The 22906-nt window shown below is 74.4% G+C and carries 22 protein-coding genes and 2 pseudogenes; 17 read left to right on the forward strand and 7 right to left on the reverse strand.

What is annotated here, in order from left to right; all coding sequences use genetic code 11:
• Positions 1–177: 177 nt before the first annotated feature.
• The 3 genes from ACGF0D_RS13490 (at position 178) to ACGF0D_RS13500 (ending at position 3671) form a co-directional block, all read left to right on the forward strand.
• The gene (locus ACGF0D_RS13490; RefSeq protein WP_392877940.1) at positions 178–942 is read left to right on the forward strand and encodes a serine/threonine protein kinase; all 765 of its coding nucleotides are present in this window, start codon (positions 178–180) and stop codon (positions 940–942) included.
• Positions 939–2480: a serine/threonine-protein kinase gene (locus ACGF0D_RS13495; RefSeq protein WP_392915676.1), complete on the forward strand. Its 1542-nt coding sequence runs from the start codon at positions 939–941 to the stop codon at positions 2478–2480. Before ACGF0D_RS13490 ends, ACGF0D_RS13495 begins: the two co-directional genes overlap by 4 nt.
• 90 nt (positions 2481–2570) lie before the next feature.
• Positions 2571–3671 carry a calcium:proton antiporter gene (locus tag ACGF0D_RS13500; RefSeq protein WP_392877936.1) on the forward strand — a complete coding sequence of 367 codons (1101 nt, stop codon included), beginning with the start codon at positions 2571–2573 and terminating at the stop codon, positions 3669–3671.
• 432 nt (positions 3672–4103) lie between these two features.
• On the opposite strand, the gene ACGF0D_RS13505 is transcribed toward ACGF0D_RS13500, so the two are convergent.
• Positions 4104–5156, reverse strand: a complete 1053-nt coding sequence (locus ACGF0D_RS13505; protein ID WP_392877934.1) for an LPXTG cell wall anchor domain-containing protein — start codon at positions 5154–5156, stop codon at positions 4104–4106.
• A 433-nt stretch (positions 5157–5589) separates the two neighbouring features.
• Between ACGF0D_RS13505 and ACGF0D_RS13510 the strand changes: the two genes are divergently transcribed.
• The 3 genes from ACGF0D_RS13510 to ACGF0D_RS13520 all read left to right on the forward strand — a co-directional run bounded on the left by ACGF0D_RS13510 (position 5590) and on the right by ACGF0D_RS13520 (position 8578).
• Positions 5590–6966 carry a geranylgeranyl reductase family protein gene (locus ACGF0D_RS13510; protein WP_392915679.1) on the forward strand — a complete coding sequence of 459 codons (1377 nt, stop codon included), beginning with the start codon at positions 5590–5592 and terminating at the stop codon, positions 6964–6966.
• Between the two features lie 212 nt (positions 6967–7178).
• Positions 7179–7835, forward strand: a complete 657-nt coding sequence (locus tag ACGF0D_RS13515; RefSeq protein ID WP_392915681.1) for a TNT domain-containing protein — start codon at positions 7179–7181, stop codon at positions 7833–7835.
• A gap of 143 nt (positions 7836–7978) precedes the next feature.
• Positions 7979–8578, forward strand: coding sequence for a GNAT family N-acetyltransferase (locus ACGF0D_RS13520; RefSeq protein ID WP_392877928.1), 600 nt, complete (start codon positions 7979–7981; stop codon positions 8576–8578).
• A gap of 36 nt (positions 8579–8614) precedes the next feature.
• Here the strand turns inward: ACGF0D_RS13520 and ACGF0D_RS13525 are convergent, their stop codons facing one another.
• On the reverse strand, positions 8615–9322 hold the full coding sequence (locus ACGF0D_RS13525) for a DUF4328 domain-containing protein (RefSeq protein WP_392877926.1): 708 nt from the start codon (positions 9320–9322) through the stop codon (positions 8615–8617).
• 173 nt (positions 9323–9495) lie between these two features.
• Between ACGF0D_RS13525 and ACGF0D_RS13530 the strand changes: the two genes are divergently transcribed.
• The 4 genes from ACGF0D_RS13530 (at position 9496) to ACGF0D_RS13545 (ending at position 11320) form a co-directional block, all read left to right on the forward strand.
• Entirely contained in the window at positions 9496–9942 is a 447-nt protein-coding gene (locus ACGF0D_RS13530) for a hypothetical protein (RefSeq protein WP_392877924.1), read from the forward strand.
• A 66-nt stretch (positions 9943–10008) separates the two neighbouring features.
• On the forward strand, positions 10009–10422 hold the full coding sequence (locus ACGF0D_RS13535; RefSeq protein WP_392877922.1) for a hypothetical protein: 414 nt from the start codon (positions 10009–10011) through the stop codon (positions 10420–10422).
• The gene (locus ACGF0D_RS13540) at positions 10419–10724 is read left to right on the forward strand and encodes a PRC-barrel domain containing protein (protein ID WP_392877921.1); all 306 of its coding nucleotides are present in this window, start codon (positions 10419–10421) and stop codon (positions 10722–10724) included. The genes ACGF0D_RS13535 and ACGF0D_RS13540 overlap by 4 nt, the downstream gene beginning before the upstream one ends.
• A gap of 11 nt (positions 10725–10735) precedes the next feature.
• Positions 10736–11320 carry a type 1 glutamine amidotransferase domain-containing protein gene (locus tag ACGF0D_RS13545; protein ID WP_392915684.1) on the forward strand — a complete coding sequence of 195 codons (585 nt, stop codon included), beginning with the start codon at positions 10736–10738 and terminating at the stop codon, positions 11318–11320.
• A gap of 24 nt (positions 11321–11344) precedes the next feature.
• On the opposite strand, the gene ACGF0D_RS13550 is transcribed toward ACGF0D_RS13545, so the two are convergent.
• The 3 genes and pseudogenes from ACGF0D_RS13550 to ACGF0D_RS13560 form a co-directional block, all read right to left on the reverse strand.
• Positions 11345–12199, reverse strand: coding sequence for a DNA ligase (locus ACGF0D_RS13550; protein ID WP_392915764.1), 855 nt, complete (start codon positions 12197–12199; stop codon positions 11345–11347).
• Between the two features lie 114 nt (positions 12200–12313).
• Positions 12314–13183, reverse strand: a pseudogene (gene ligD / locus ACGF0D_RS13555) (non-homologous end-joining DNA ligase); the annotation flags it as partial.
• A 102-nt stretch (positions 13184–13285) separates the two neighbouring features.
• The gene (locus tag ACGF0D_RS13560; RefSeq protein WP_392877917.1) at positions 13286–13720 is read right to left on the reverse strand and encodes a VOC family protein; all 435 of its coding nucleotides are present in this window, start codon (positions 13718–13720) and stop codon (positions 13286–13288) included.
• Positions 13721–13942: 222 nt separating this feature from the next.
• On the opposite strand from ACGF0D_RS13560, the gene ACGF0D_RS13565 reads away from it, so the two are divergent.
• A complete protein-coding gene (locus ACGF0D_RS13565; RefSeq protein ID WP_392877915.1) occupies positions 13943–14377 on the forward strand; it encodes a CBS domain-containing protein in 435 nt (144 codons plus the stop codon).
• 124 nt (positions 14378–14501) lie between these two features.
• On the opposite strand, the pseudogene ACGF0D_RS13570 reads toward ACGF0D_RS13565, so the two are convergent.
• Positions 14502–14894: pseudogene (locus ACGF0D_RS13570) on the reverse strand (transglycosylase family protein); the annotation flags it as partial.
• 642 nt (positions 14895–15536) lie between these two features.
• Here ACGF0D_RS13570 and ACGF0D_RS13575 point away from each other — a divergent pair.
• The 4 genes from ACGF0D_RS13575 (at position 15537) to ACGF0D_RS13590 (ending at position 20126) form a co-directional block, all read left to right on the forward strand.
• A complete protein-coding gene (locus ACGF0D_RS13575) occupies positions 15537–15971 on the forward strand; it encodes a universal stress protein (RefSeq protein ID WP_392915767.1) in 435 nt (144 codons plus the stop codon).
• Positions 15972–16035: 64 nt separating this feature from the next.
• Positions 16036–17490 (forward strand): PLP-dependent aminotransferase family protein, encoded by a 1455-nt coding sequence (locus ACGF0D_RS13580; protein ID WP_392915686.1) that lies wholly within the window; start codon positions 16036–16038, stop codon positions 17488–17490.
• A gap of 189 nt (positions 17491–17679) precedes the next feature.
• Positions 17680–18195 carry a hypothetical protein gene (locus ACGF0D_RS13585; RefSeq protein ID WP_392877912.1) on the forward strand — a complete coding sequence of 172 codons (516 nt, stop codon included), beginning with the start codon at positions 17680–17682 and terminating at the stop codon, positions 18193–18195.
• A 524-nt stretch (positions 18196–18719) separates the two neighbouring features.
• Complete coding sequence (locus ACGF0D_RS13590) at positions 18720–20126, forward strand: family 2B encapsulin nanocompartment shell protein (RefSeq protein WP_392877910.1); 1407 nt, start codon at positions 18720–18722, stop codon at positions 20124–20126.
• Positions 20127–20832: 706 nt separating this feature from the next.
• Here the strand turns inward: ACGF0D_RS13590 and ACGF0D_RS13595 are convergent.
• Positions 20833–21207: a hypothetical protein gene (locus ACGF0D_RS13595; RefSeq protein WP_392877909.1), complete on the reverse strand. Its 375-nt coding sequence runs from the start codon at positions 21205–21207 to the stop codon at positions 20833–20835.
• A 200-nt stretch (positions 21208–21407) separates the two neighbouring features.
• Between ACGF0D_RS13595 and ACGF0D_RS13600 the strand changes: the two genes are divergently transcribed.
• Together ACGF0D_RS13600 and yidD are read left to right on the forward strand one after the other, a co-directional pair.
• Positions 21408–22178, forward strand: a complete 771-nt coding sequence (locus tag ACGF0D_RS13600; RefSeq protein ID WP_392877907.1) for a hypothetical protein — start codon at positions 21408–21410, stop codon at positions 22176–22178.
• Positions 22179–22326: 148 nt separating this feature from the next.
• Positions 22327–22899 (forward strand): membrane protein insertion efficiency factor YidD, encoded by a 573-nt coding sequence (gene yidD, locus ACGF0D_RS13605; protein ID WP_392915688.1) that lies wholly within the window; start codon positions 22327–22329, stop codon positions 22897–22899.
• The last annotated feature ends 7 nt before the right edge of the window (positions 22900–22906 follow it).

A 22906-nucleotide genomic window follows, 5' to 3' on the forward strand; every position in this document is an offset into this window, starting at 1 on the left:
ACACTCATGGTGACCGTTCAACTACATCCTGCAACCATTCGGCATTCGTTCAGCACACGGACAACTCCCGTCCTGACGGACGATCGGTTCGTGAGCGTCCTCACCCGTCCGGGTGGTGGGTCTGCCTCCGGGACGAATGGGACGGATACCATCGAGCCGATCCCACGGAGGTGCCGCGTGGACACGGTCATCGTGCAACTTCCCGCCCCGGGGCCCGAGATGGCGCCGCCCGGCGCAGCCCCCGCCCTGCTGCGGATGGGCCCGGGCGAGGCCGCGGTGTTCGGACGCGGGGAGCCCGGCCGGCCGGTCCCCATCCCGCTGCCCGACCAGGGCGTCTCCCGCCGGGCGGGGGAGGTGGTCGCGGCCGAGGACTACTGGCGGCTGTCCAACTTCAGCGCCTCGGCCACCTACGTGGTGGAGAACCTGGAGGGCGCGGGGGAGCACGTCAAGGTGGCGCCCGGCCGGCTCGGCGCGCCCGTCCCCTTCGAACTCTCCCGGGTGCTGCTGCCCGCCCTCGGAGAGCCCGCCGCCTTCAAGGTCTTCGCCCCGCAGCACGCCTACCTCGACGACCGGCCCGGCGGCGCCGACGGCGAACGCACCGTCAGCCCGTTCGCCCTGGACCCGACCGCCAAGTACTTCCTGGTCCTGCTCGCGCTCTGCGAGCCCCGGCTGCGCTCGCCCTCCGTCGCGGCCGTCCCCGGGGTGAGCGAGGTGCTCGCCCGGCTGCGCCCCGTCCCCGGCTGCCGCGGGCTGAGCCGCTCGGCGGTGAACTACCACATCGACTACCTGGTGGAGACCAAGCTGCGGCTGCGCGAGCCGTACGAGGAGGGGGCGGCCGGCGGCAAGCGGGAGGAACTGGTCGCGCTGGCACTGAAGTTCGACCTCGTCCGGGAGGAGCACCTGGCCCTGCTCCCGCCCCGGCGGCCGGCCGCCCGGCCGTGACGCCCGGCGCTCCGCCCGGCGGCCCGCCCTTCCCCGTCCCCGAGGGCTACCCGGTCGCCGGGTACCGGCTCGGCGCCCTCCTCGGCGCCGGCGCCTGGGGCAGCGTGCACGCCGCCGAGGGCCCCGACGGCAGCCCGGCCGCCGTCAAGATCCTCTGCGCGGCCCGGTTCAGCCCCGGCCAGCGCCGGACGGTGGCCCGGATGGCCCGCAGCGAGCAGCGCTTCGGCCGCCGCGCCGACCACCCCCACCTGATCCGCACCCTCGCCGTGGTCACCGTCGAGGACCCGGACCACCCAGCGCTGGACGGCGCCGTCGCCCTGGTGATGGAGCGCGCCGCCCGCAGCCTCCAGGACCTGCTCGCCGAGGCCGGGCCCGGTACGGCGGTGCCCGGCGCCGAGCGCATCCTGACCGAGGTCTGTGCCGGACTGACCCACATGCACCGGGCCGGCTGGGTGCACGGGGACCTGAAACCGGCCAATGTCCTGCTGATGCCCGACGGCACCGCCAAGATCGCCGACTTCGGCCTCACCGCCGAGCTGGAGGGCACCCACGCCTACGCCCCGCCGCTCGGCTCGCCCGACCACGTCCCGCCCGAGTGGTGGTCCGAGCGCACCGGCGCCCGCGGCGTCGCGGTGCGCCCCAGCGCCGACGTCTGGGCCTTCGGCGTGATCGCCCACCAGCTTCTGACCGGCGGCCTGCACCCCTTCCTCGGTGCGACCGCCCGGGCCCGCTCGCTGGCCGCCCAGGCGTACGCCCGGGGCACCGCGCCGCTGCGGCTGGACGAGTCGCTGCCGGTGCGCTGGCGGGCCGTGGTCGCCGCCTGCCTCGCCCCCGGGCGGGCGGAGCGGCCCGGGGCGGAGCTGGCCGTGCTGGTCGCCCGGGCCGCCCGGGCCCCCGTGCCGGCTCCCGCCCCCGCGGCCCGACGCCGCCGCGCCGCCGTCCGGGCCGGCGTCGGCCTGCTCGCCTGCGGACTCGCCCTCCTCGGCCTGGCCGGCGGACCGGAGCTCGCCGGACCGCCGGCCGTCGGGTCGGACGGCGGCGGGCCGGAAGGCGTCCGCGCCCCCGCGCCCCCGCTGCCCGGTGCGATCCCGGCCGGCTCGGACGTCCCGGCGGCCTACCGGGGCATGATCGAGACGGCGGCGCGGCGCTGCCCCGAGCCGGAGGTCACCCCGGTGCTGCTGGCCGCCATGCTGAAGGCCGAGAGCGGCTTCGACCCCAACGCCGCCCGTCCGGAGACCGGCGAGTACGGCATCGCGATGTGGACGCCCTCGGTCTTCGAGGCCTGGGGCAGGGCCGCCACCCACACCGGGCCGAAGTCCTACTGGGATCCGGGCGACGCGATCGCCGCGATGGGCAACTACGCCTGCTGGCTCGACCAGCAGATGAAGGGCCACGGTTTCACCCGCGACCTGCCCGCCCTGGTCGCGGCGGCGTACCGGACCAGTGACAAGACCGTGGCCGCCGCCGGGGTCGTCCCCGAACGACTTCGGCAACATGTCGACAAAGTGCTTCAGTATCTTCACGACTACGGTGGGTGAGCACCAAAACGGGATGAGTTATGCCACATCCATACGTATCCCGGCGCGGGCACCCGGGTGACGGGGCTGCGGTCTGGGATCCTCGGCGGCATGATCACGAAGCTCCGCGCCGTTGCCGCGCAATGGACCGTCGTCATTCCGGTGGTGTCGTTCCTCGTCCTTGTCCTGACCTGGCACGAGGAGCTGCCCGGCTGGGTGGTGGCGGTGGTCGCCTGCTTCCTGGTGGGCGCCGTGCTGTCCGCCGTGCACCACGCCGAGGTCATCGCGCACTGGTCGGGGGAGCCCTTCGGATCGCTCGTCCTGGCGGTGGCGGTCACCGTGATCGAGGTCGCGCTGATCGTGACGCTGATGGCCGACGGCGGGGACAAGTCCTCCACCCTGGCCAGGGACACCGTCTTCGCCGCCGTGATGATCACCTGCAACGGCATCCTCGGACTGTCCATCGTGGTCGCCGCCGTCAAGTACCGGACCGCCGTCTTCAACGCCGAGGGCACCGGCGCCGCGCTCGCCTGCATCGCGACCCTCGCGACCCTCAGCCTCGTCCTGCCGACCTTCACCACCAGCTCGCCCGGCCCGCAGTTCTCGACCACCCAGCTCACCTTCGCGGCCACCGCCTCGCTGGTGGTCTACGGCCTGTTCGTGGCCACCCAGACCGTCCGGCACCGGGACTACTTCCTGCCCGTCACCCCCGAGGGCCGGGTGCTGGACGAGGAGGAGCACGCCTCCCCGCCCACCATCCGGGCCGCCGGCATCAGCCTGCTGCTGCTGGCCGTCGCCCTGGTGGCGGTGGTGGGCCTGGCCAAGGGCGTATCGCCGACCATCGAGAAGGCGGTGGACGACGCCGGCCTCCCGCACGCCGTGGTCGGCGTGGTGATCGCCATGATGGTGCTGCTGCCGGAGACCATCGCGGCGCTGCGCGCGGCCGTCCGCAACCGGGTGCAGACCAGCCTCAACCTCGCCCTCGGCTCGGCGCTCGCCAGCATCGGCCTGACCATCCCGGCGGTCGCGATCGCCTCCAGCTGGCTCTCCGGCCCGCTCGTCCTCGGCCTCGACCCGGCGCACATGGTGCTGCTGACCCTGACGATCGTGCTGCTCACCCTCACCGTCATCCCGCGCCGGGCGACCCCGCTCCAGGGCGCGGTGCACCTGGCGGTGCTGGCGGGGTACGTGGTGCTGGCGTTGAACCCGTGAGGGCCCGCCGCCCGTAGTCGAGTACGGAAGCCCCTGGTCGTCCCCCGTGCGGCCAGGGGCTTCCGGCGTTCCCGGGGCCGGACCGGGCGCGGTCCGGCCGGGCGGGGCGCGGGTCGGGCCGAGCCAGGTGGGGCCGGTGGGGCCGGTGGGACTCGTGGTGAACCCGGGGAGAGGCGGCGGCCGTGGTTTCAAGTGAGGGCCCGCCCCCCGTGGCCGGGCCCTCGTCGAACCCGGTGCGACCGCCGGTGAACCCCCGAGGGGGTGCGCACCGTGGAACGGCAGGGAGCCCCTGGTCCCGCAGCTGCTCGCGGGCCAGGGGCTCAGTGGCGTGTCCGACGGTTCCGTTCGGGTGCGCGAATCATCGGACACGCCCTCGTGGCGCGCCGCGGCTCAGCCGCGGCGCGCGGCCCGGGAGGCCCCGGGCGGGTCAGCTCAGGAGCTGGTGCGGCGACGGCGGGCGTAGACCACCGCGCCCGCACCGCCCAGCAGCAGCACGGTGCCGGCGCCCGCGTAGAGCAGGGTGCCGTCGCTGCCGGTGGTGGCCAGCTTCTTGCCGTCCGTGGTGGCGCCCGGGATCGGGGTGGGAACGCTGACCTTGTCCGGCTTGATCAGCGGCTGCTCCGGGTTGACCGGGGTCTCGGTGGACGGCTTGTGCACCGGCACGGTGCCGGTCGGCGTGCTCGACGGGGCCGGGCTCGGGGCGCCACTGGGCACGGCCGTGGGCTCCTCGGTGGGCTCGCCGGTCGCCGGGGTGGTGGCCGGGGTGGTGGCCGCCGGGCTGGTCGGGGTGGTGGTCGGCGGCACCGGCTTCGGGGTGGCGGTCGGCGTCTCGGCGGGCTTCGTGCTCGCGCTCGTGCTCGGCGTGGCCGAGGGGGTGGCCGGCGGGGTGGTCGGGGCCGGGGTCGTGGCGGGCGTCGTCGCCGGGGCGGACGGGCTCTGCGAGGGCACGGTGGTCGGGCCGGTCGACGGCGTCTTCACCGGGGTCGGCGTCACGGTCGGCGAGGGCTTACCGGTCGGGGTCGGGCTCTGTCCGCCGCAGTCGACCTTGAACACCTTGTGCTTGGGCTTGTTGAGCTCGGCGTTCTCCGGCAGCTGACCGTTCACCAGCTCGACCGACTGCCAGTAGAGCTTGTAGTGGCCGTCCGGCAGGTGGATGTCCTCGGTCCGCACGTGCCCGTGCGGGTCGACCGGGATGTCCCCGTACGCGGCGAGGGTCTCGCCCTTGGGGCCGACGGTGGCGATCGCCCAGATCACGTCCTGGTTGGCGTCGAAGCCGAAGGAGTCCAGGTAGAAGGTGCAGACCTTGGGCTCGTTGCGCACGTCCTCCTGTCCGGTGGCGGCGTCGTGGATCTTGACGGTGCCGTTGTTGCCGGGGGCGCCGCCCTTGCCGCCCGCGACGGCGTGTGCGGCGGGGGCGAGCAGCAGGAGCGCGGCGGCGGTCGGGACGGCCACCAGGGAGCGCGCGGCGGTGGAGCGGAGGTGCATCAGGGTTCCATCGGGTACGGCCGGGCCGGGACGGGCCCGCGCGGTGGGAGAGAGCCTCCGTCGCCGTTCGGCGGGGAGCCGGTGCCGTGCGACGGGAGGGGCACAACAGTCCCCGTAGCGGGAAACGTGACGCAAGGGAGGTTTGGCCGAAATGCATCGCTAACGGCGATTGGTCCGACTAGTTCATTACAACGATCTGATTACCTGGTTGTGATCATTTCACCGGTGTCAGAGCCGGTCGAACGGTCAACCCCCGGCCCCGGTCCGGCGGGTGAACCCGCGAGCCCGCGGTGGCCGGTATTGACCGGTCCGTGGCGGCGGCCTGCGTGTCGGGGCGGCGGGCGGGTGCCGGGGTTCTCTATCGTCCGTCCGGAACCGCCCAGTCCGAGGACTCCGTCGTGTGAACAGCCGATCCGACCCGTGGGAGAGTGCGATGCCCGGCCCAGAGCAGACCGTCCGGCCCGAGGAGACCGTCGAGGGCGAAGGGGCCGTCAGGGGCGAGGACAGGAGCGAGGACGCCGTCCGGGACGGCGAGGGGGCCGACGCCCCCGCGGAGAGCGCCGACGTCATCGTGGTCGGCGCCGGGCCGGCCGGCTCCACCGCCGCCGCCCACCTCGCCCGGGCCGGACTGGACGTCCTGCTGCTGGAGAAGTCCGCCTTCCCGCGCGAGAAGGTCTGCGGCGACGGCCTCACCCCGCGCGCCGTCAAGCAGTTGACCGACCTCGGCATCGACATCTCCGAGGAGGCCGGCTGGCTGCACAACCGGGGCCTGCGGCTGATCGCCGGGCACCGCTCGCTGGAGTTCGACTGGCCCGAGCTCTCCGCCTACCCCGGGTACGGACTGGTCCGGCGCCGCGCCGACTTCGACGAACTGCTCGCCCGCAAGGCCGCCGCGGCCGGTGCCCGGGTGGTCGAACGCGCCAATGTGACGGGCCCGTTGCTGGACGAGCGGACCGGCCGGATCACCGGCGTCACCGCCAAGCTGGGGGAGGAGCGCCGGCCGGCCGTCTACCGGGCCCCGATCGTCGTCGCCGCCGACGGCAACTCCACCCGGCTGTCGGTGGCGATGCGGCGCTACCGCCGCACCGACCGCGCGATGGGTGTCGCCTACCGGACGTACTTCACCACCCCGCGCCACGACGACCGCTACCTGGAGGCCTGGCTCGACCTGCGCGACCCCAACGACCCGGCCCGGCGTCTGCTGCCCGGCTACGCCTGGGTGTTCGGCATGGGCGACGGCACCGCCAACGTCGGCCTCGGCGTCCTCGACACCGCCGGGACCGAGGTGGACTGGCGGGAGCTGCTGCGCCGCTGGTGCGACGGCCTGCCCCCGGAGTACGGCTACACCCCCGACGCGGTCACCGAGCCGATCCGCGGCGCCGCCCTGCCGATGGGCCTCAACCGGCAGCCGCACTACGCCGACGGCCTGCTGCTGGTCGGCGACGCGGGCGGCACGGTCAGCCCGGGCACCGGCGAGGGCATCGCCTACGCGATGGAGTCCGGCCGCTTCGCCGCCGAGACCATCGTCCAGGCCCTCGCCCGCCGCACCGACCGCGGCCGCGACCTCGCCCTGCGCGCCTACCCGCAGGCGCTGCGCTCCGCCTACGCGGGCTACTTCGCGCTCGGCCGGGTGGCCGCCGACCTGCTGGGCCGGCGGAAGCTGCTCGGCGCGGCCGGAGCCGCCGGGCTCGGCCACCCGGCGCTGCTGAAGGTGGCGTTCCGGCTGATGGTCAACCTGACCGAGCCCAACTCCAAGGACGCCCTGGACCGGCTGCTCCACCTGCTCGGCAAGGTCGCCCCGGGGCGGTGATCCGGCGGCACCGGACCGCCCATCCTCGCGGACGGGCGGTCCCGGTGTCCCGGCTTCGGCCGAATCCGCGGAGTCGAACGCGCAGTTGTTCTGATCATGTTGACGAATGATCAGATGATCCGATTGCCTGGTGTCGAACCAGCCACGCAGGGTGAGCACAACGCCCCTCCGTGGCTCCTCTCTCGACCCCTGACCCGTTCGACGGAGACACCGTGCGCCTTCGCCTTCGCCTGCTCGTCGCGCCGCTCGCCGCGGCCGCCGCCCTCACCGCCGTGAGCACCCCCGCCGCCGTCGCGGCCCCCGCGGCCACCCCCTCCGACCAGTGCTCCGCCGCGTTCCGCCACGACGACGCCCGCCTCGGCCCCGCCGACCTCCCGACCACCGGACCGGTCGGCCGCCAGCTCACCGGCTACCAGCGCACCGGCGGCGCCGGCGAGCAGGACTTCCTGGCCGAGTACTACGACCCGGCCGGCAACGGCGGCAAGGGCGGCTGGATATACCCGCCGGCCGACGGCTACGTCACCCTGCCCGACGGCAGCCCGATCGAGTTCGACCTCACGCTCTACCCGAACCAGAACATCGACCGCTACGGCAGCGAGTACGGCGCCTACCTCGCCCCCGAGGGCCTGCCCTACGCCAACCGGGCGCTCCCGCCGCAGAGCCTGGACGGCAACCCGCCGGCCGCCTGCAACTACCACGACTACAAGGTGGTCAAGGCCTTCACCGTGCACGCCGGCCCGATCGCGCCCTGGTTCAACCAGCCCGGCTGGGGCCTGCAGTACCAGCTCGACGCCACCCTGCTGCCCGGCGGCCCGGCCAAGCTGAACGTGCTCTGGCTGGTGGAGAACGGCTACCTGGCCCGGATCTGACCCCGCCCCGCCCGCCCGGCGGCGCCCGGTGACCGACCGGCCGCCGCCGCGTGGGCCGGGGGACCGACCGGCCGTCGCCGGGTGCGCCCGGCCGCCGGGAAATTCGCTGGCGGGCCCGGGAGACGTGGGGATAGGAAGACGGGATGACCATCAGCGATCCGGCCACCGACCGCCGCGTCTTCCGCCCCACCGTCCTCGACCTCGGGGACGCCCTGCTGCGCCCGTGGGGGCCCGGCCTCGACGTGGCCGGTGGCATCGGGCCCGCCCTGACCGCCGCCGCGGCGGACCCGGCCGTCGCCCGCTGGAGCCCGCTCGGCGCCGGCGGCCCGGTCGTCGTCGAGACCTACCTCGCCCGTTGCGAACAGCGCTGGGCCGACGGCACCGCGGCCCCCTTCGCCATCGTCGACGCCGCCGACGGCAGCCTCTGCGGCAACGCCTACCTGGGGTGGACCAACCGGGACGACGGAGTGGCCATGATCGGCTACTGGCTGCTCGCCGCCGCCCGCGGCCGGGGCCTGGCCAGCCGGGCCACCACCGCCGTCACCCGCTGGGCGGTGGAGCACGCCGACGTCCGCCGCATCGAGCTGTACCACGCCGTCGCCAACGAGGACTCCTGCCGGGTCGCGGTGCGGGCCGGTTTCCCGTACGAGGGCACCCTGCGCGGCTCCTACACCTACGGCGGGGGCGTCTACGTGGACGAGCACCTGCACGCCCGGCTGGCCTCCGACCCGTTCACGGACTGAGGGCTCCCCGGCGGGAGCCCTCAGTCCGTGAACGGCTCAGCCCCAGACCGTCCCGCCGTGGACCCCGCCGAACACCGGGGTGGCGGACTCGGTGAAGCGCTCCTCCTGCATGGCCGTCAACCGCTGGACGACCAGGACGGCGAAGACCGCGGCCACCACCGACAGCAGGTCGGCGATCAGCAGCCAGCCGACGGCCTCCTGGTAGCCGTCCGCGTACTTCGCCGCGCTCGTACCGAGGTAGTGGCTGCCGAACCGGTCGGCCGCGTTGGAGAGCCAGAAGGTCGCCCACCAGAGGGTGAGCAGCGTCTGCGGGAGCCGCATGCGGATCCCCGAGGCGTCCGGTCGGGCGGTGGCCTGCCAGATGTCGCCCGCGATCTGCCGCGGGAACCAGAGGGCGACCACGGGGGTGAACCAGCCGCCGATCGCCCAGCCGCGCCGGAACCGGTGCCCGTGCGGGTCAAAGACCTCGGCGTTCACCCGCACCCGGTAGAACCAGACGAGGAAGGCGATCGCGGAGGCGGCCAGGGCCACCACCTGGAGGAGGCCGACGCCCTCGTAGAGCTGCGCGGCGTCCATCAGCGCGGATCCGTCGGCTTCGACGTCGTCGGCGAGCTTGCCGGCCTCCAGGTAGAGGCGGAAGCCCGTGCCGAGTGAGGCGAGCGTCGCGGCGCCGGCCACGGCGAGCAGGACGGTGGAGACGGTGGCGGTGGGTCTCGGCGAGCGGTACACGGCGGGCGAGGACATCGGGGTACGGGCTCCTGGACTGGACCAATGTGATGGAGCGACACCCTAGGGCCTGTGGATCATCCGTGACCACTCCCTTCTCGGGCCCCGGCGCAGCCTGCGCGCGCGGCCGGGGAACGACCTAACCTGGAAGGGAACGTTCGGCGCGTCGCCCGCGAACGGAAGCGGTGGTCATGACGGTGGTCTCGGCGGCCCTCTTCGGTACCGACTGGTGGCAGCCCGCGCTGCCCGGCGGTGCCGAGTTGCTGCACGAGTGCGCCGTCCGGGGGTGGACGGTGGTGCTGACCGGCCCAGGGCCGGCCGGCGCCCCGGCGCTGACCGTGGCCGATCCCGGGGACGACCCGGTGCGGGCCGCGCTGGATCTGGTGGACGGCAGGCCCTGGCACGCCGTGGCCGTCGCCGGGAGCGTGCGCGAGGTACGGGCGGCGCGGCGGGCCTGGGTGCCGTGCGTGGCCCTGGCGGCCGGCCGCGACACCGGCCCGCAGCTGCGGGCGGCAGGCGCGGTCGAGGTCCACCGCGACGCCGCCGCCCTGTTGAGCGTCCTGGACGACAGCCTGCTCGCGCGCCCCCGGGCCTTCGGGCCCGTGGGCGCCGGAACAGGCGGTGCCCGGAACGGTTAGCGCCGGTTCGTACCGGGCAACCGCCCGGGTGCGAGCACGTCACCCGAAGTGTCGGAGGTGACCGAGATGGACGGACCCGCGTTGAGCGGATGGGAGCGGCGGCTCCTCGAGGAGATCGAGTCCGATCTGCGCCAGGACACACGGCTCGACCGGAAGCTGAGCACGATGGGCGCCAAGCCGCCCGGTCGGGTCCGGGGCGTGCTCCGCGCAGTGGGGCGCAGGATCTCGGCGGGGGTCGTGCTGACCGCCCTGATGATGACGGCGATCTGCCTCGGCGTGGGCGTACGGACACCCGCCCCCGCGGTGCTGGTCGCGCTCGGTGTGGTCTGGGCGGCCACGGTGGCGGCCGCGGTCGCCGCCTCCGAGCTGCTGCGCCGCCGGCGCACGGCCCGCGGCGCCGCCGGACTGATCGACCCGGCGGAGGCCGGGGAACGTCGGGAGCGCCGCGAGCGGCGCCCATGGGACCGTCCGGAGGCGTGAGCGTGATGACCACCGACCTGTGGGAGTACCGCCCGGGCTCCCATCCCGCCGCCGAGTTCACGCTGGTCGGGTACGAGGTGCGCGCCACCGACGGCCTGGTCGGCCGGGTCGAACAGGACACCGGGGACCACCTGCTGGTCGACGCCGAGCCCTGGGTGCCCGGCACCCGGGTGCTCGTCCCGACCGGACTGGTCGCCCGGCTCGACCACCTCGACCGCGCCGTCCACCTCGACTGCCCGCGCGCCCGGCTCAGTTCCGCCCCGCCCGCGGCCGTCGACCTGACCGCCCCGCACCCGCGCTGAGCGAGGGCGCCATGGGCTGGCCCTCCACCACGCTCACCGGCCGGACGATCGCCTTCCTGGTCGCGCCGTACGGGGCCGAGCAGGTCGAACTGACCGACCCGTGGCAGGCGGTCGCCGAGTCCGGAGGCATTCCGCGGCTGCTGTCCACGGCCGCGGGCCGGGTCCAGGCCGTCCGGCACCGCGCCGCGGGCGACACCTTCGCCGTGGACGCCCTGGTCGCCGAAGCCGACCCGGCCGACTACGACGGGCTGGTCCTCCCCGGCGGCGTCGCCAACCCCGACCGGCTGCGCCTGGACCGCCCGGCGGTCGCCTTCGTGCACGCCTGCTGCGCCGCCGGCCGGCCGGTCGCGGCGATCTGCCACGCGGCCTGGACGCTCATCGAGGCCGACGCCGTGCGCGGCCGCACCCTCACCTCCTGGCCCAGCCTGCGCACCGACCTGGTGAACGCCGGCGCGCAGTGGGTGGACGAGCCGGTGCACGTCTGCCACGACGGCCCCGGCCCGCTCGTCACCAGCCGCAAGCCCGGCGACCTGCCGCTGTTCGACGACGCCTTCGTGACGGAGTTCGCCCACGTGACGGCGGAGCGGCGGGGGTGAGCGGGGGCGGGCAGGAGTCGGTGGTCAGTCGCCCCGGAGACGGACGAAGGTGGCGGTGGGCGGCCGGCCGGTGAGGGTGAGTTCGGCCCTGAGCGGGGACGTCAGCGGGTGGACCGGGCCGTGGTCGGGGTCGGTGGCGGGCGGGCCGAGCAGCGGGCGGACGACCTCGGCGACCTCGCGGGACCGGACCGGGGTGAGCCGCGGGGTGGTCAGGAACACCCGGCCGTCGTCGAGCTGGAGGACCAGCGCCTGCGGGTGGACGGCCGGGCCGGTGACGGCGCGGACGGTGGCGTCGAGGGTGTCGCTGCGACGGTACTTGACCCAGACGCGGCCCGCGCCGCGCGGGCGGTAGGGGGCGGCGGCGGCCTTGCAGACCAGGCCCTCCACCCCGGTGTCCGCGAGCCGCTCCATCCACTCCAGCGCCTCCGCCCGGTCCGTGGTGGCCATGACCGGCTGGACCGGCGGCGGGACGTCGGCGAGCGCCGCGAGCAGCAGTCGGCGGCGGTCGGTGAGCGGCAGCCGGCGGATGTCGCGGCCGGGCAGCGCCAGCACGTCGAAGGCGATCAGGCCGAGCGCCACCTCGGGGGCGGCGGCCCTGGCCCGGGGGGTGTGCAGCAACTCGCCGAAGGCGAACCGGCCGTCGCGCCAGGCGACCAGCTCGGCGTCCAGCACCAGCCCCTCCGGCAGCCGGGCGACAGCGGCGGCGATCGACGGGAACTCGGGGGCGAGGTCGCGGCCGCTGCGGGACTGGAGGTACGCGGGACGCTCGCCCCGGGCGAAGGCGACGCAGCGGAAGCCGTCCAGCTTCAGCTCGTACTGCACGCCTCCGCCACCCAGGCCGTCGGCGGGCGGGACGGAGGTCACGGCGGCCGGGCGCATCACCTCGACAGGCGGGTGCAGCACCTGACGCGCCGGTGGTTCCGGTCCGGCGGCGGCTCTCCGTCGGGCGGTCCTCGGTCCGGTCGGTTCCGCGCCGGCCGCCGAGGGCGCGGACGGCAGCGGCCTGGCCCGCCCCGGGTCCAGCAGCGGGGCGAGCAGGTCGCCGTGCGCGGCGAGCCGGCCGGGCACCTCGGCGAGCGTGAAGACCAGGTCCCGCTCGTCGGCGGCCGCGTCGAGTTCCGCCCAGGCCAGCGGGGTGGAGACGGTCGGCAGCGGCCGGGCCCGCAGGGTGTACGGCGCGGCGGTGGTCTTCTTGGCGTTGTTCTGCGACCAGTCGACCAGCACCCGGCCCCGGCGGCGGGCCTTGGCCATGGTGTGCACCACCAGCTCCGGGCGCTCGGCCTCCAGGGCGGCGGCCAGCGCCTTCGCGTACGCGGAGACCCGGGCGCTCGGCGTGGGCTCGATCGGGACCAGCAGGTGCAGGCCCTTGGATCCCGAGGTCTTCACCCAGGCGGCCAGGCCGTCCGCCGCGAGCCGCTCGCGCAGCAGCAGCGCGACCGTGCGGCAGGTCAGCACGTCCGCGCCCTCGCCCGGGTCGAGGTCCAGTACCAGCCGGTCGGCGAGGGCCGGCGCGGCCGCGTGCCACTGCGGGACGTGCAGTTCCAGGCAGCCCAGGTTGGCGAGCGCGAGCAGCGCCGCGCCGTTCTCCAGCACCACCTGGCGCAGCTCGCCGGTGTTGCTCGGCACGTCGACCGTGCGCACCCAGTCCGGGGTGCCGGGCGGCGGGTTCTTGGCGACGAACACCTCCGCCTCGACGCCGTCCGGGCAGCGCAGGAAGGAGACCGGGCGGTCGCGCAGGTGCGGGAGCAGCGCGGTGTGCGCGGCGGCGTAGTAGCGCAGCACCTCGCCCTTGGGGGTGCCGGTGCGCGGGTAGTAGACCTTGTCGAGGTGGGACAGCGCGAGGGTGCGCCCGTCCACCGTCATCTGCGGCACGGTCCGCCTCCGACCGCTCCGCCGGTTCCGGGGGTTCCGGGGCTTCCGGCCCGGTGGCCCCCGGGCGGCCGCTCCGCCGGCGAGCGCACCGCGTCACCCCCGCGGGCGGGCGACCGGCCGGGGCGCGCCCGGGTAGGTGCCGAAGAACCAGCGGTTGCCCTCCGGGTCGGCGGCGGTGAAGTCGCGCGAGCCGTAGTCGGTTTCGTACAGCCCGCTGACGATCCGGGCCCCGGCGGCCACCGCGCGGGCGTGCACGCCGTCCGGGTCGGCGGTGACCACGTACGCGGTGAAGCCGCCAGGCCTGCTCGGCCAGGGCTCGTCGCCCTCGGGCGTCCGGCGGTCGGAGCCGAGCATCACGCCGCCGCCTTCGGGCCAGGCGAGTTCGGCGTGCGCGACGAAGTCGCCCTCGCCGTAGGTGACGACCTCCCGGAAGCCGAAGGCGTCGACCAGGAAGCGGATCAGGGCCCGGGCATCGGTGGCGCGCAGGTTGGGCCAGACCTGCGGGGCGGGGGTCTCGGTGGCGTCCACGGCTCGCTCACTCCTCGGGAAGCACGGGCGGTTCCGCCTTCCACTCTGCGGCCGCACCGGCCGTCCTGGCCTCCCGGCGCCGGGCCGGGGTCGCGGGCGGGGGCGGGGCTGCTTATGGTGAGGACGCGGTCACCCGGCCTCCGCTCCGCCGGAGGGAGCCCGGGAGCACCGCCGGGGGAGGCGGGGGGACCAGCGGGGGGAACCACCGACGAAGGAGTCCCCGTGACCACTGCCCGAGACATCATGCACACCGGCGCCCAGTGCATCGGCGCCCACCAGACGCTGGCCGAGGCCTCGCGGATGATGCGTGACAAGAACGTGGGTGCGCTGCCGATCTGCGGCGACGACCAGAAGCTGAAGGGCATCATCACCGACCGCGACATCGTGCTGCGATGTATCGCGGAGGGCAAGGACCCGGCCAAGATGACGGCCATGGAACTGGCCGGCCACCTGCACTGCGTGCGCGCCGAGGACAGCATGGAGGTGGTGCTGCGCAAGATGGAGCAGCACCAGATCCGGCGCATCCCGGTGATCGACGGGGACCGGCTGGTGGGCATGATCAGCGAGGCCGACCTGGCGATGGGCCACCGCGACGGCCAGCGGCTCACGGACCAGCAGATCATCGAGTTCATGGACAGCGTCTACATGAAGCACTGACCGCCCCGCACCCCGCCGGACCCGTGCCGAGGTCCGCTGCCGTCGGGAAGCACGACGAGGCCGCCGCACCCCGGGATGGGGTGCGGCGGCCTCGGTGCGCGCGGTCTCGGCGCAGGGGGTCCTACTTGGTCAGACCGGCCTTGCCGGAGCAGATCGGCCAGGCGTTCGGGCCCTGGGCAGCCAGGACCTTCTCGCCGATGGCGATCTGCTGGTCCTTCGTGGCCTGGTGGGCCTGCGGGGCGTAGGCGGTGCCACCGAAGGCGGCCCAGGTGCTCTGGGTGAACTGCAGGCCGCCGGAGAAGCCGTTGCCGGAGTTGATCGCCCAGTTGCCGGTCGCCTCACAGGCGGCGACCTTGTCCCAGACCGAAGTCGGCGCGGCGGAGGCGCTGGTAGCCGTGACGAGGCCGGCCACCGGCAGGGCGGTGACCGCCCCGGCCATCAGAGCCATCCGGACGCGGTTGCGGCGCTTCGGGGTGGCAGTGGTGGTGGTGGCGGCGGTCTCGTTACGGAAGGTCATGGTGTTCCTTTCGGAGGGGTCTGCGAGCGCGCGGAACCAGGCCCTCGGAAGGCCGTCGGTTTCGGGGACACGTCACTCGCGTGGTCCTGCACCGTTGTGCTCGGGGGCGGTCGGCCCGGCCGGAGCGAATCGCTCGGTGCAACAGGTTCGAAGTTACGGGTGCGGTCGGGGCGGTTTCAAGGATTCGAAGGTTTGGCCACGTCAGAGGCCGGTTACCGGGGGTAAAGATCAAAGAAATGTAGCGATTTCGCCCGATTTGCCACCATTTTCAAGATCGAAGAGCCCTCTGAAGTGGCCCGCGCCACTCCGGATCCGCCCCGGAACCGCTGTGAGGCCGCCCACACGGTCGACAGCGCGTGACGGTCGGCCAGCCGCCGGTGCCGATTCCGCCGCCGCGGCCGTCCGCCCGGGTGGCCCGGGCCACAGGCCTCACCCGGAGTGCCCGGTGCCGTCACCGTCGGTGGCGGGCATAGCCTCACCCCCATGAGCAACGAGAGCGATGCGGCGGACACGGCGGACGCGGGAGAGGTGGACGCCGGTACGGGCGGGACGGCGGACGCCGCTCCCGGAGGGGCCGCCGCGGCGGGGGCGCCGACCGGGGCCGGGGACCACGAGGCCGCGGCCGCGCCCGCGGGCTTCGAGCTGGGCACCGACGGCCCCGGCGTGATCCTGGCGGGCCTGGACGGCTCGGACTCCTCCTGGCGCGCCACCGCCTACGCCGCCGGACTGGCCCGCCGGCAGGGCGCCGTCCTCGCGGTGGCGTACATCCAGCCGATCCTCGGCGCCGCGACCGCCCTGGCCGGGGCCGCGGTGGAGGAGACCACCCAGGAGATCGCCGAGGAACTGCTGGCCGCGCTGCGCGAGGCCGAGCGCCGGGTGCGCGAGGTGTGGAAGGTGGAGTGGCGCTTCCTGACCATGCGCGGCGACCCGTACACCGGCCTCGCCAAGCTCGCGGACGAACTGCGCGCCGACGCCGTGGTGGTCGGCGTCTCCGAGCAGGCCGGGCACAAGGTGATCGGATCGGTGGCGGTCCGGCTGGTGAAGGCCGGCCGCTGGCCGGTCACCGTCGTGCCGTAGCCCCCTGTAGGGGTGGTGGGGCGGCGGGGCGGCCGCCGGGAGGCGGCCGGTAGGGTGCGTGACCATGACGGACACGCGGGGCACGCACCCCTCCGAGCCCGCCCACCCGACCGGGAACGACCTCCACCTCGACCTCCCCGCCACCGGCGGCCGCCGCGCCGCCCTGATGGCGGCCCTGCGCGAGGCGATCCGCAGCGGCAGACTCGCCCCCGGCACCCGGCTGCCGCCCTACCGCACCCTCGCCGCCGACCTCGGCCTGGCCCGCAACACCGCCGCCGAGGCCTACGCCGAACTCGTCGCGGAGGGCTGGCTGACCGCCCGGCAGGGCTCCGGCACCACCGTCGCCGAACGCGCCGAACCCGTTCCGCGCAACCGGGCCCGCCGGCCCTCCCGCCGCCCCGGCCCCATCCACGACCTGCGCCAAGGGCGGCCCGACGCCTCCTCCTTCCCCCGAACCGCCTGGCTCGCCGCCGCCCGTCGCGCCCTGACCGCCGCCCCCAACGAGGCCTTCGGCCCCGGCGACCCGCAGGGCCGGCGCGAACTGCGCACCGTGCTCGCCGACTACCTCGCCCGCGCCCGGGGCGTGCGCACCGACCCCGACCGGATCGTGGTCTGCTCCGGCTTCGCCCACGCGCTGCGGCTGCTCTTCGACGGCGCCGCGCCCGTCCTGCCGCCCGCCGAGCACGGCCCGCTGGCCGTCGAGGCGTACGGGCTGGGCTTCCACCGCGGGCTGCTGGCCGCCGCAGGCGTCCCCACCGTCCCGCTGCCGATCGACGAACGGGGCGCCAGGACGGGCGACTTGGCGCAGCACCCGGACGTCCGGACGGCGCTGCTCACCCCCGCCCACCAGTTCCCCACCGGCGGCCCGCTGCAGCCGGGCCGCCGCGCCGCCGTCGTCGACTGGGCGCGCGGGCGCGGCGGGCTCGTCCTGGAGGACGACTACGACGGGGAGTTCCGCTACGACCGCCAGCCGGTCGGCTCCCTCCAGGGCCTCGACCCCGAACGGGTGGTCTACCTCGGCAGCACCAGCAAGAGCCTGACCCCCGCGCTGCGGCTCGGCTGGATGGTGCTGCCCGACCACCTGGTGGACCGGGCGCTCGCCGCCAAGGGGGAACGCGAGGGCTGGGCCAGCGCCCTCGACCAGCTGACCCTCGCCGAGTTCATCGACTCCGGCGGCTACGACCGGCACGTGCGCCGGATGCGCCGCCGCTACCGGGAGCGCCGGGACCAGCTGGTGGCCGCGCTCGCCGCCCGCGCCCCGCACGTCGAGGTGTCCGGCATCGCGGCCGGCCTGCACGCGGTGCTGCGCCTGGAGCCGGGCACCGAGCGCTCGGTGCTCAAGGCCGCCGCCTACCGGGGCCTGGCCGTCGAAGGGCTCGCCGACTACCGGCACCCGGCGGTCGGCGAGGAGGCGATGCCCGCCGTCGACGGCCTGGTGGTCGGCTACGCCACGCCGTCGGACCACGCCTACCCGGCGGCGCTCGGCGCGCTCTGCGACATCCTGCCGCCGAGCGCGTGACCGGGCTGTGCACCGAAGGGCGTGGTTCGGGGCCGGGGGAGGGGCGGCGAAGCATAGGCCCCCGGGTCGGCCCGTGGGGCCGGAACGCGGGCGGGCCGGTGCGCGGTGTCCGCTCGCCGCTCCTGCGTCGGTACGGACCGGGGCAGAGGAGCGCAACCCTGGCGGAATCGGCGCCTACGCTCCTTGGTCATGCGCAGAACACACCTGAGTCGCGCCGCGCTCGCCGCATGTCCGGCCCTCGTCGTCGGACTGCTCCTCTCCGCCGCCCCCGCCGCCCGGGCCGACAGCCAACTGCCGCTCACGGCCGTCTCCGACAAGCAGACGACCGTACGCGGCGGCGAGTTCACGCTCACCCTGACGCTGACCAACCCGTACGACACCCCGATCCAGTTCGTCTACCAGAGCGTCCAGGAGACCTACGCCACCAGCCTGGAGACCGGTCTCAAGTTCAGCGCGACCGCCTGCGGCACCCAGACCAACGGGTGCAGTGACAACGTCCACGGCGGCATAGCCCGTTACAACGTGCCGCTCGCCCCCGGTGCCAGCAGCGCCTTCACGGTGACGTACACCGTCGCCCCCGACTCGGCCTGCGGCCCCGCCACCCGGATCGACTTCTACTCCTACCTGTACTACGAGTACAACGGCGGCGAGTCCAACAACTCGGGCATCGTCGGCGTCCCCGGCACCCAGGTCGCCTGCGCCTGACCTCCGCCGGAGCCGCGGGCGTCGCCGGACCGGCCTCGCCGCGTGGGATTCCCGGTGCGGACCCCACTGCGCACCCCCGTTCACCCGTCAGGTGCCGGTTTCCCCCCGTGCCGGCCCTGGCGGGCCGTTCGTTTGTCCGCGGCCGGAACGGTGTGCCGGGTTGATGCCGGGTTGACGCCGGGTGACGGCCTCCGGGTCGTCCGGCAGGGTTCCGGCCAGGGGGAAGGTCGTTGGTAGCACGGGGGCCGCCGGGGCGAACGGATGTTCCCGGAGTTTGTGGGGTCATGGGGGCGGACCGGCCGAGATTCACCCTATCGGGGGGTAGTCGGCCCTCGTACGGGACCGGTCGGGCCCTGGTGATCTAGGGTTCCGGATGAGTCGCCGGGAGACGGTGGCCACACTTCGCGAAACTCGCCAACGCCCCCACCAGTAAGCGGATCTGATGATTCGCCATGCCATGCGCCAGGACGGGCCCGTACGCCCCTGGACGTGTGACCCGATCACAGGAATGGAGAGCCCTGCCGATGACCGTGGACACGAGCCCGGAGGCAGTGCAGGCCAAGCAGCAGAGCCTTGCGACGGCTGCTGCCCGGAACCTTGCCACCACGACCAAGTCCGCACCGCAGATGCAGGAGATCACCTCCCGCTGGCTGCTCAAGGTGCTCCCCTGGGTCCAGGCCGCCGGTGGCGCCTACCGCGTCAACCGTCGGCTCACCTACGCCGTGGGCAACGGTGTGGTGGAGTTCATCAAGACGGGCTCCCAGGTCCGGGTGATTCCGGCCGAGCTGGGCGAGCTGGCGCTGCTGCGCGGATTCGAGGACGAGGACGTCCTCACCGCCCTGGCCGACCGTTGCCAGCAGCGGGACTTCGGCCCCGGCGAGGTGCTCACCAACCAGGGCGAGGCCGCCGACAAGATCTTCCTGATCGCGCACGGCAAGGTCAACAAGATCGGCACCGGCAAGTACGGTGACGACACCGTGGTCGGCGTGGCCGGCGACGGCGACCGCTTCGGCGACGACGCGCTGCTGAACCCCGACGCCGTCTGGGAGTTCACCGCCAAGACCGCCACCGCCGGTGTCGCCCTGACGCTGACCCGGGCGGACTTCGCCGCCATTCGGGACAACGCCCCCAGCCTCCAGGAGCACCTCCAGGGCTTCCTGGCCCTGCCGCTCCAGGCGCAGAACGAGCGCGGCGAGGCCGAGATCGCCATGTCGGCCGGCCACCACGGCGAGTTCGAGCTGCCCGGCGCCTTCGTGGACTACGAGCTCAAGCCCCGTGAGTACGAGCTGAGCGTCGCGCAGACCGTCCTCAAGGTCCACACCCGCGTCGCGGACCTGTACAACCAGCCGATGAACCAGACCGAGCACCAGCTGCGGCTGACGATCGAGGCCCTGCGCGAGCGCCAGGAGCACGAGCTCGTCAACAACCCGGAGTTCGGCCTGCTCAACAACGCCGACTTCGACCAGCGCATCCAGACCCACTCCGGCCCGCCCACCCCGGACGACCTGGACGAGCTGCTCAACCGCCGCCGCGACCCCGACTACCTGCTGGCCCACCCGCGGACCATCGCCGCGATCGGCCGGGAGTTCAACGCCCGCGGGCTGTACCCCAGCCACGTCGACCTCGGTGGACAGCAGGTGCCGGCCTGGCGCGGGGTGCCGATCCTGCCGTGCAACAAGATCCCGGTCACCAAGGAGAACACGAGCTCGATCCTCGTGATCCGTACCGGTGAGGACAACCAGGGCGTCATCGGCCTGCACCAGACCGGTATCCCGGACGAGTACCAGCCGTCGCTGTCGGTCCGCTTCATGGGCATCGACGAGAAGGCGATCATCTCGTACCTGGTCAGCGCCTACTACTCGGCCGCCATCCTGGTGCCGGACGCGGTCGGCGTGCTGGAGAACGTGGAGATCGCGAACCGTCCCAGCTGAGCGCGGAGAACGGCGAGCACGGGGCCGTCACCGGTCGGCTCGAAGATCGTTTGACCTGATGGCGGACGGCCCGCCCCCGAAGGCGGGCCGTCCGCCTGACCGTGTCTGATCACTTCTGGTCGTACCCGACGGAGTTCTGTCGGGAATGTGGCCGAGTTCGGTCTCTTCGCCGGTTCTGCCCGTTCAACCCGTTCCTCCGGGGCCGGTCGGCCCGCGGCCGTTCCGTCCTCCCCGGACGATCCGAGAGGTGTGTGGAGCCCATGCCCGTGCGTCGGCAGATCCGCCGGATATCGCCCGGTGGCGGTGGGGGCGCGGCCCGCGGGCGACGGGTACGGCTGCTCGGCGCGTCGGCCGGCGTGGTCGCGGTCTGCGCGCTGGTCGGAGGTGCGACCGCGTCCGGCGCCGGCCACCCCGGCGGGTACCCGCACGGCCCGGTGGTGGACGTCTGCGTGTGCGACGAGACCGACGTGTCGATGTCGGTGGGGCCGGACGGTCGGGTGAGCATCGGCGTGGACGTGGACGTCCAGGTCGGGGTCGGCGTCGCGCCGGGCCTCGGCCCGGGGCATCACGGGCACTGGCCCCCGCACGGGCACCACCACTGCCACTCGCCCACCCCCACGCCGACTCCCAGTACCACGTCGTCGCCGAGCCCGAGTTCAAGCCCGAGCCCGATCCCCACTCCGACGCCGACAACGCCGTCGCCCAGTCAGACACCGGCCCCCAGCCCGTCGCCCGCGTCACCCACGCCCCCGGCATCCCCGGCGCCGTCCGCTCCCGCATCACCGCCGGCACCTGTTCCGTCGCCCGTGCCGCCCGCGCCCGTCCCGGCCCCCGCGCCGCCCGCCCCGGCACCGGCCGTGCCCGCGCCCGATCCGGCGGTCCCCGCGCCCGCGGCCCAGAGCCCCGCGGTGCCCGGCACGTCCGCCCCCGGTTCGGCGGCCTCGCCGAGTGCGGCGCGCCCGAGCCCGCTGTGGCCGACTCCGTCGGCGCAGGCGGTGTTCCACGTGCCCAGGTCGCAGCCCAAGGCCATGGCCAAGCAGCACCAGGGCACCTCGATGACCACCACGCTGCTGGTGATCATGGTCCCGGGGGTGCTCGCGGCGGTGGCCCTGCGTCCTGGGCGTGGTGGTGGCCGAGGACGCGGCCGTTCGGGCCCGTCCTGACCTCCTCCTGACGGCCCGCCGGGCGGTTGCCGGCCGACGGCGGGCCACGCTCCCCGGCCGGGGGCGCCCCACCGACCTTTCCGTTACGTCACAAGCCAAGCCAGAGAAGGGAGTTCCCATGTCCGAGTGGGTGGCGGTGGTCATCGCCTTGGCGTCGGCCTGTGCCGTCGTGGTGGCGGTGGTGGTACTCAGGCAGCGCCGGCCGATCGCGGCGGACAGCACCGACGAGACCCCGGACGTCATCGAGTACATCACGATGATGATCGGGGTGGTCTACGCGATCGTCCTCGGTCTCGCCATCGCGGGTGTCTGGGAGGCGCGCGGCGCCGCCCAGGACGACCTGTTCCGCGAGGCGCAGTCGCTGCGCGAGGTGAGCGACCGCGCGGTGATCTACCCGGCGGAGTTCCGTGACCAGGTCCGGGCCGACGTGGACGCCTACGTCTCGTACGTGGTGAACACCGAGTGGTCCTACATGCAGGAAAACGGGGGCATCACCGAGAAGGGCGACCAGCTGCTCCTGAAGCTCCAGAACGACGTCGCCACCCGGTCGCCCGCCTCCGACCTGGAGTCGCAGGGCTACCAGCCGATCATGGACCGGGTCAGCCAGGCCTCCGAGGCCCGCAACTCGCGTGGCCAGAACGCCGGGCCGACGATGCCCGGGGTGGTGTGGTTCGGCCTGATCGGCGGGGCGGTGGTGACCGTCGGCATGCTGTTCGCGCTGCAGATCCGGCGCACGCCCAGGGAGTTGACGCTGGCGCTCTGCTTCAGCGTGCTGATCGCCTTCCTGCTGTTCATGATCTGGGACTTCGACAATCCCTTCTCCCGGAGCGTCTCGGTGACCACCCAGCCGTTCGAGGACCTCTTCCCCGAGCTCAACCTCGGCGGCTGAGCGCGGGGTACGGGGCCACGGGGTTGAGGCACCGAGGCGCCGAGGGGCAGGCGCCGAGGGGCGGGATCCGGGCGGATGATCTTCGGATAATCTTGCCCGGATCGTCGTGGGTCGGCCCCCGACGGAGAGAACGAGGGGGTCCTCAGCAGTGTCCGACCCGACGCCGGATCTCGGCGCCCACTACCCACCGGCCCGCCCGGAGCGCGCCTGGTGGTGGCTGCCCGCCTCGGAGCGGCTGCGGCGGAAGAAGCAGCGCCGGGTCTGGGAGGACTACCGGGAGCGCTACCGCAAGGAGGACCACGCCAAGGCCCGGCGGCGCAAGCACTTCCGGAACGAGGGCGCGGACTGCTGCTTCGACGGCTGCTGCGAGATCGCCGATCCCTGCCTGATCGTCCTGATCCCGGTGATGATGGTCTCCGGCGTCCGCTTCGCCCTCACCGGGTGGCGCGGGCACCGGACGGCCGACCCGTCCGCCCCCGCCCCGCGCGGGTTCGCGGCCGGGGTGCTGTACGGCGCGGTGCGCTACTACCGCACCGAGGTCAGCCCCCGCCGCCCGGCCTGCTGCCCGTACACGCCGTCCTGCTCGACCTACGCGGTGCAGGCGCTGCACCGGCACGGTGCGGTGCGCGGGGCCCGGCTGACGGCCGGGCGGCTGCTGCGCTGCCGTCCGGGCGCGGGCGGGACGGACCCGGTGCCGCCGGGCCGTGGCCGGACGCGCTGAGGCCGAT

Origin of the sequence: Kitasatospora sp. NPDC048298 (assembly GCF_043201465.1) — a bacterium.
Taxonomy (GTDB): domain Bacteria; phylum Actinomycetota; class Actinomycetes; order Streptomycetales; family Streptomycetaceae; genus Kitasatospora.

Excerpts from the sequence above, each read along its gene's own strand:
- ACGF0D_RS13500 (WP_392877936.1), top strand. The coding sequence starts at position 2,571 with ATGATCACGAAGCTCCGCGCCGTTGCCGCGCAATGGACCGTCGTCATT.
- ACGF0D_RS13505 (WP_392877934.1), bottom strand. The coding sequence starts at position 5,156 with ATGCACCTCCGCTCCACCGCCGCGCGCTCCCTGGTGGCCGTCCCGACC.
- ACGF0D_RS13510 (WP_392915679.1), top strand. The coding sequence starts at position 5,590 with ATGCCCGGCCCAGAGCAGACCGTCCGGCCCGAGGAGACCGTCGAGGGC.
- ACGF0D_RS13520 (WP_392877928.1), top strand. The coding sequence starts at position 7,979 with ATGACCATCAGCGATCCGGCCACCGACCGCCGCGTCTTCCGCCCCACC.
- ACGF0D_RS13525 (WP_392877926.1), bottom strand. The coding sequence starts at position 9,322 with ATGTCCTCGCCCGCCGTGTACCGCTCGCCGAGACCCACCGCCACCGTC.
- ACGF0D_RS13530 (WP_392877924.1), top strand. The coding sequence starts at position 9,496 with ATGACGGTGGTCTCGGCGGCCCTCTTCGGTACCGACTGGTGGCAGCCC.
- ACGF0D_RS13535 (WP_392877922.1), top strand. The coding sequence starts at position 10,009 with ATGGACGGACCCGCGTTGAGCGGATGGGAGCGGCGGCTCCTCGAGGAG.
- ACGF0D_RS13545 (WP_392915684.1), top strand. The coding sequence starts at position 10,736 with ATGGGCTGGCCCTCCACCACGCTCACCGGCCGGACGATCGCCTTCCTG.
- ACGF0D_RS13550 (WP_392915764.1), bottom strand. The coding sequence starts at position 12,199 with ATGCGCCCGGCCGCCGTGACCTCCGTCCCGCCCGCCGACGGCCTGGGT.
- ACGF0D_RS13580 (WP_392915686.1), top strand. The coding sequence starts at position 16,036 with ATGACGGACACGCGGGGCACGCACCCCTCCGAGCCCGCCCACCCGACC.
- ACGF0D_RS13585 (WP_392877912.1), top strand. The coding sequence starts at position 17,680 with ATGCGCAGAACACACCTGAGTCGCGCCGCGCTCGCCGCATGTCCGGCC.
- ACGF0D_RS13590 (WP_392877910.1), top strand. The coding sequence starts at position 18,720 with ATGACCGTGGACACGAGCCCGGAGGCAGTGCAGGCCAAGCAGCAGAGC.
- ACGF0D_RS13595 (WP_392877909.1), bottom strand. The coding sequence starts at position 21,207 with ATGATCACCAGCAGCGTGGTGGTCATCGAGGTGCCCTGGTGCTGCTTG.
- ACGF0D_RS13600 (WP_392877907.1), top strand. The coding sequence starts at position 21,408 with ATGTCCGAGTGGGTGGCGGTGGTCATCGCCTTGGCGTCGGCCTGTGCC.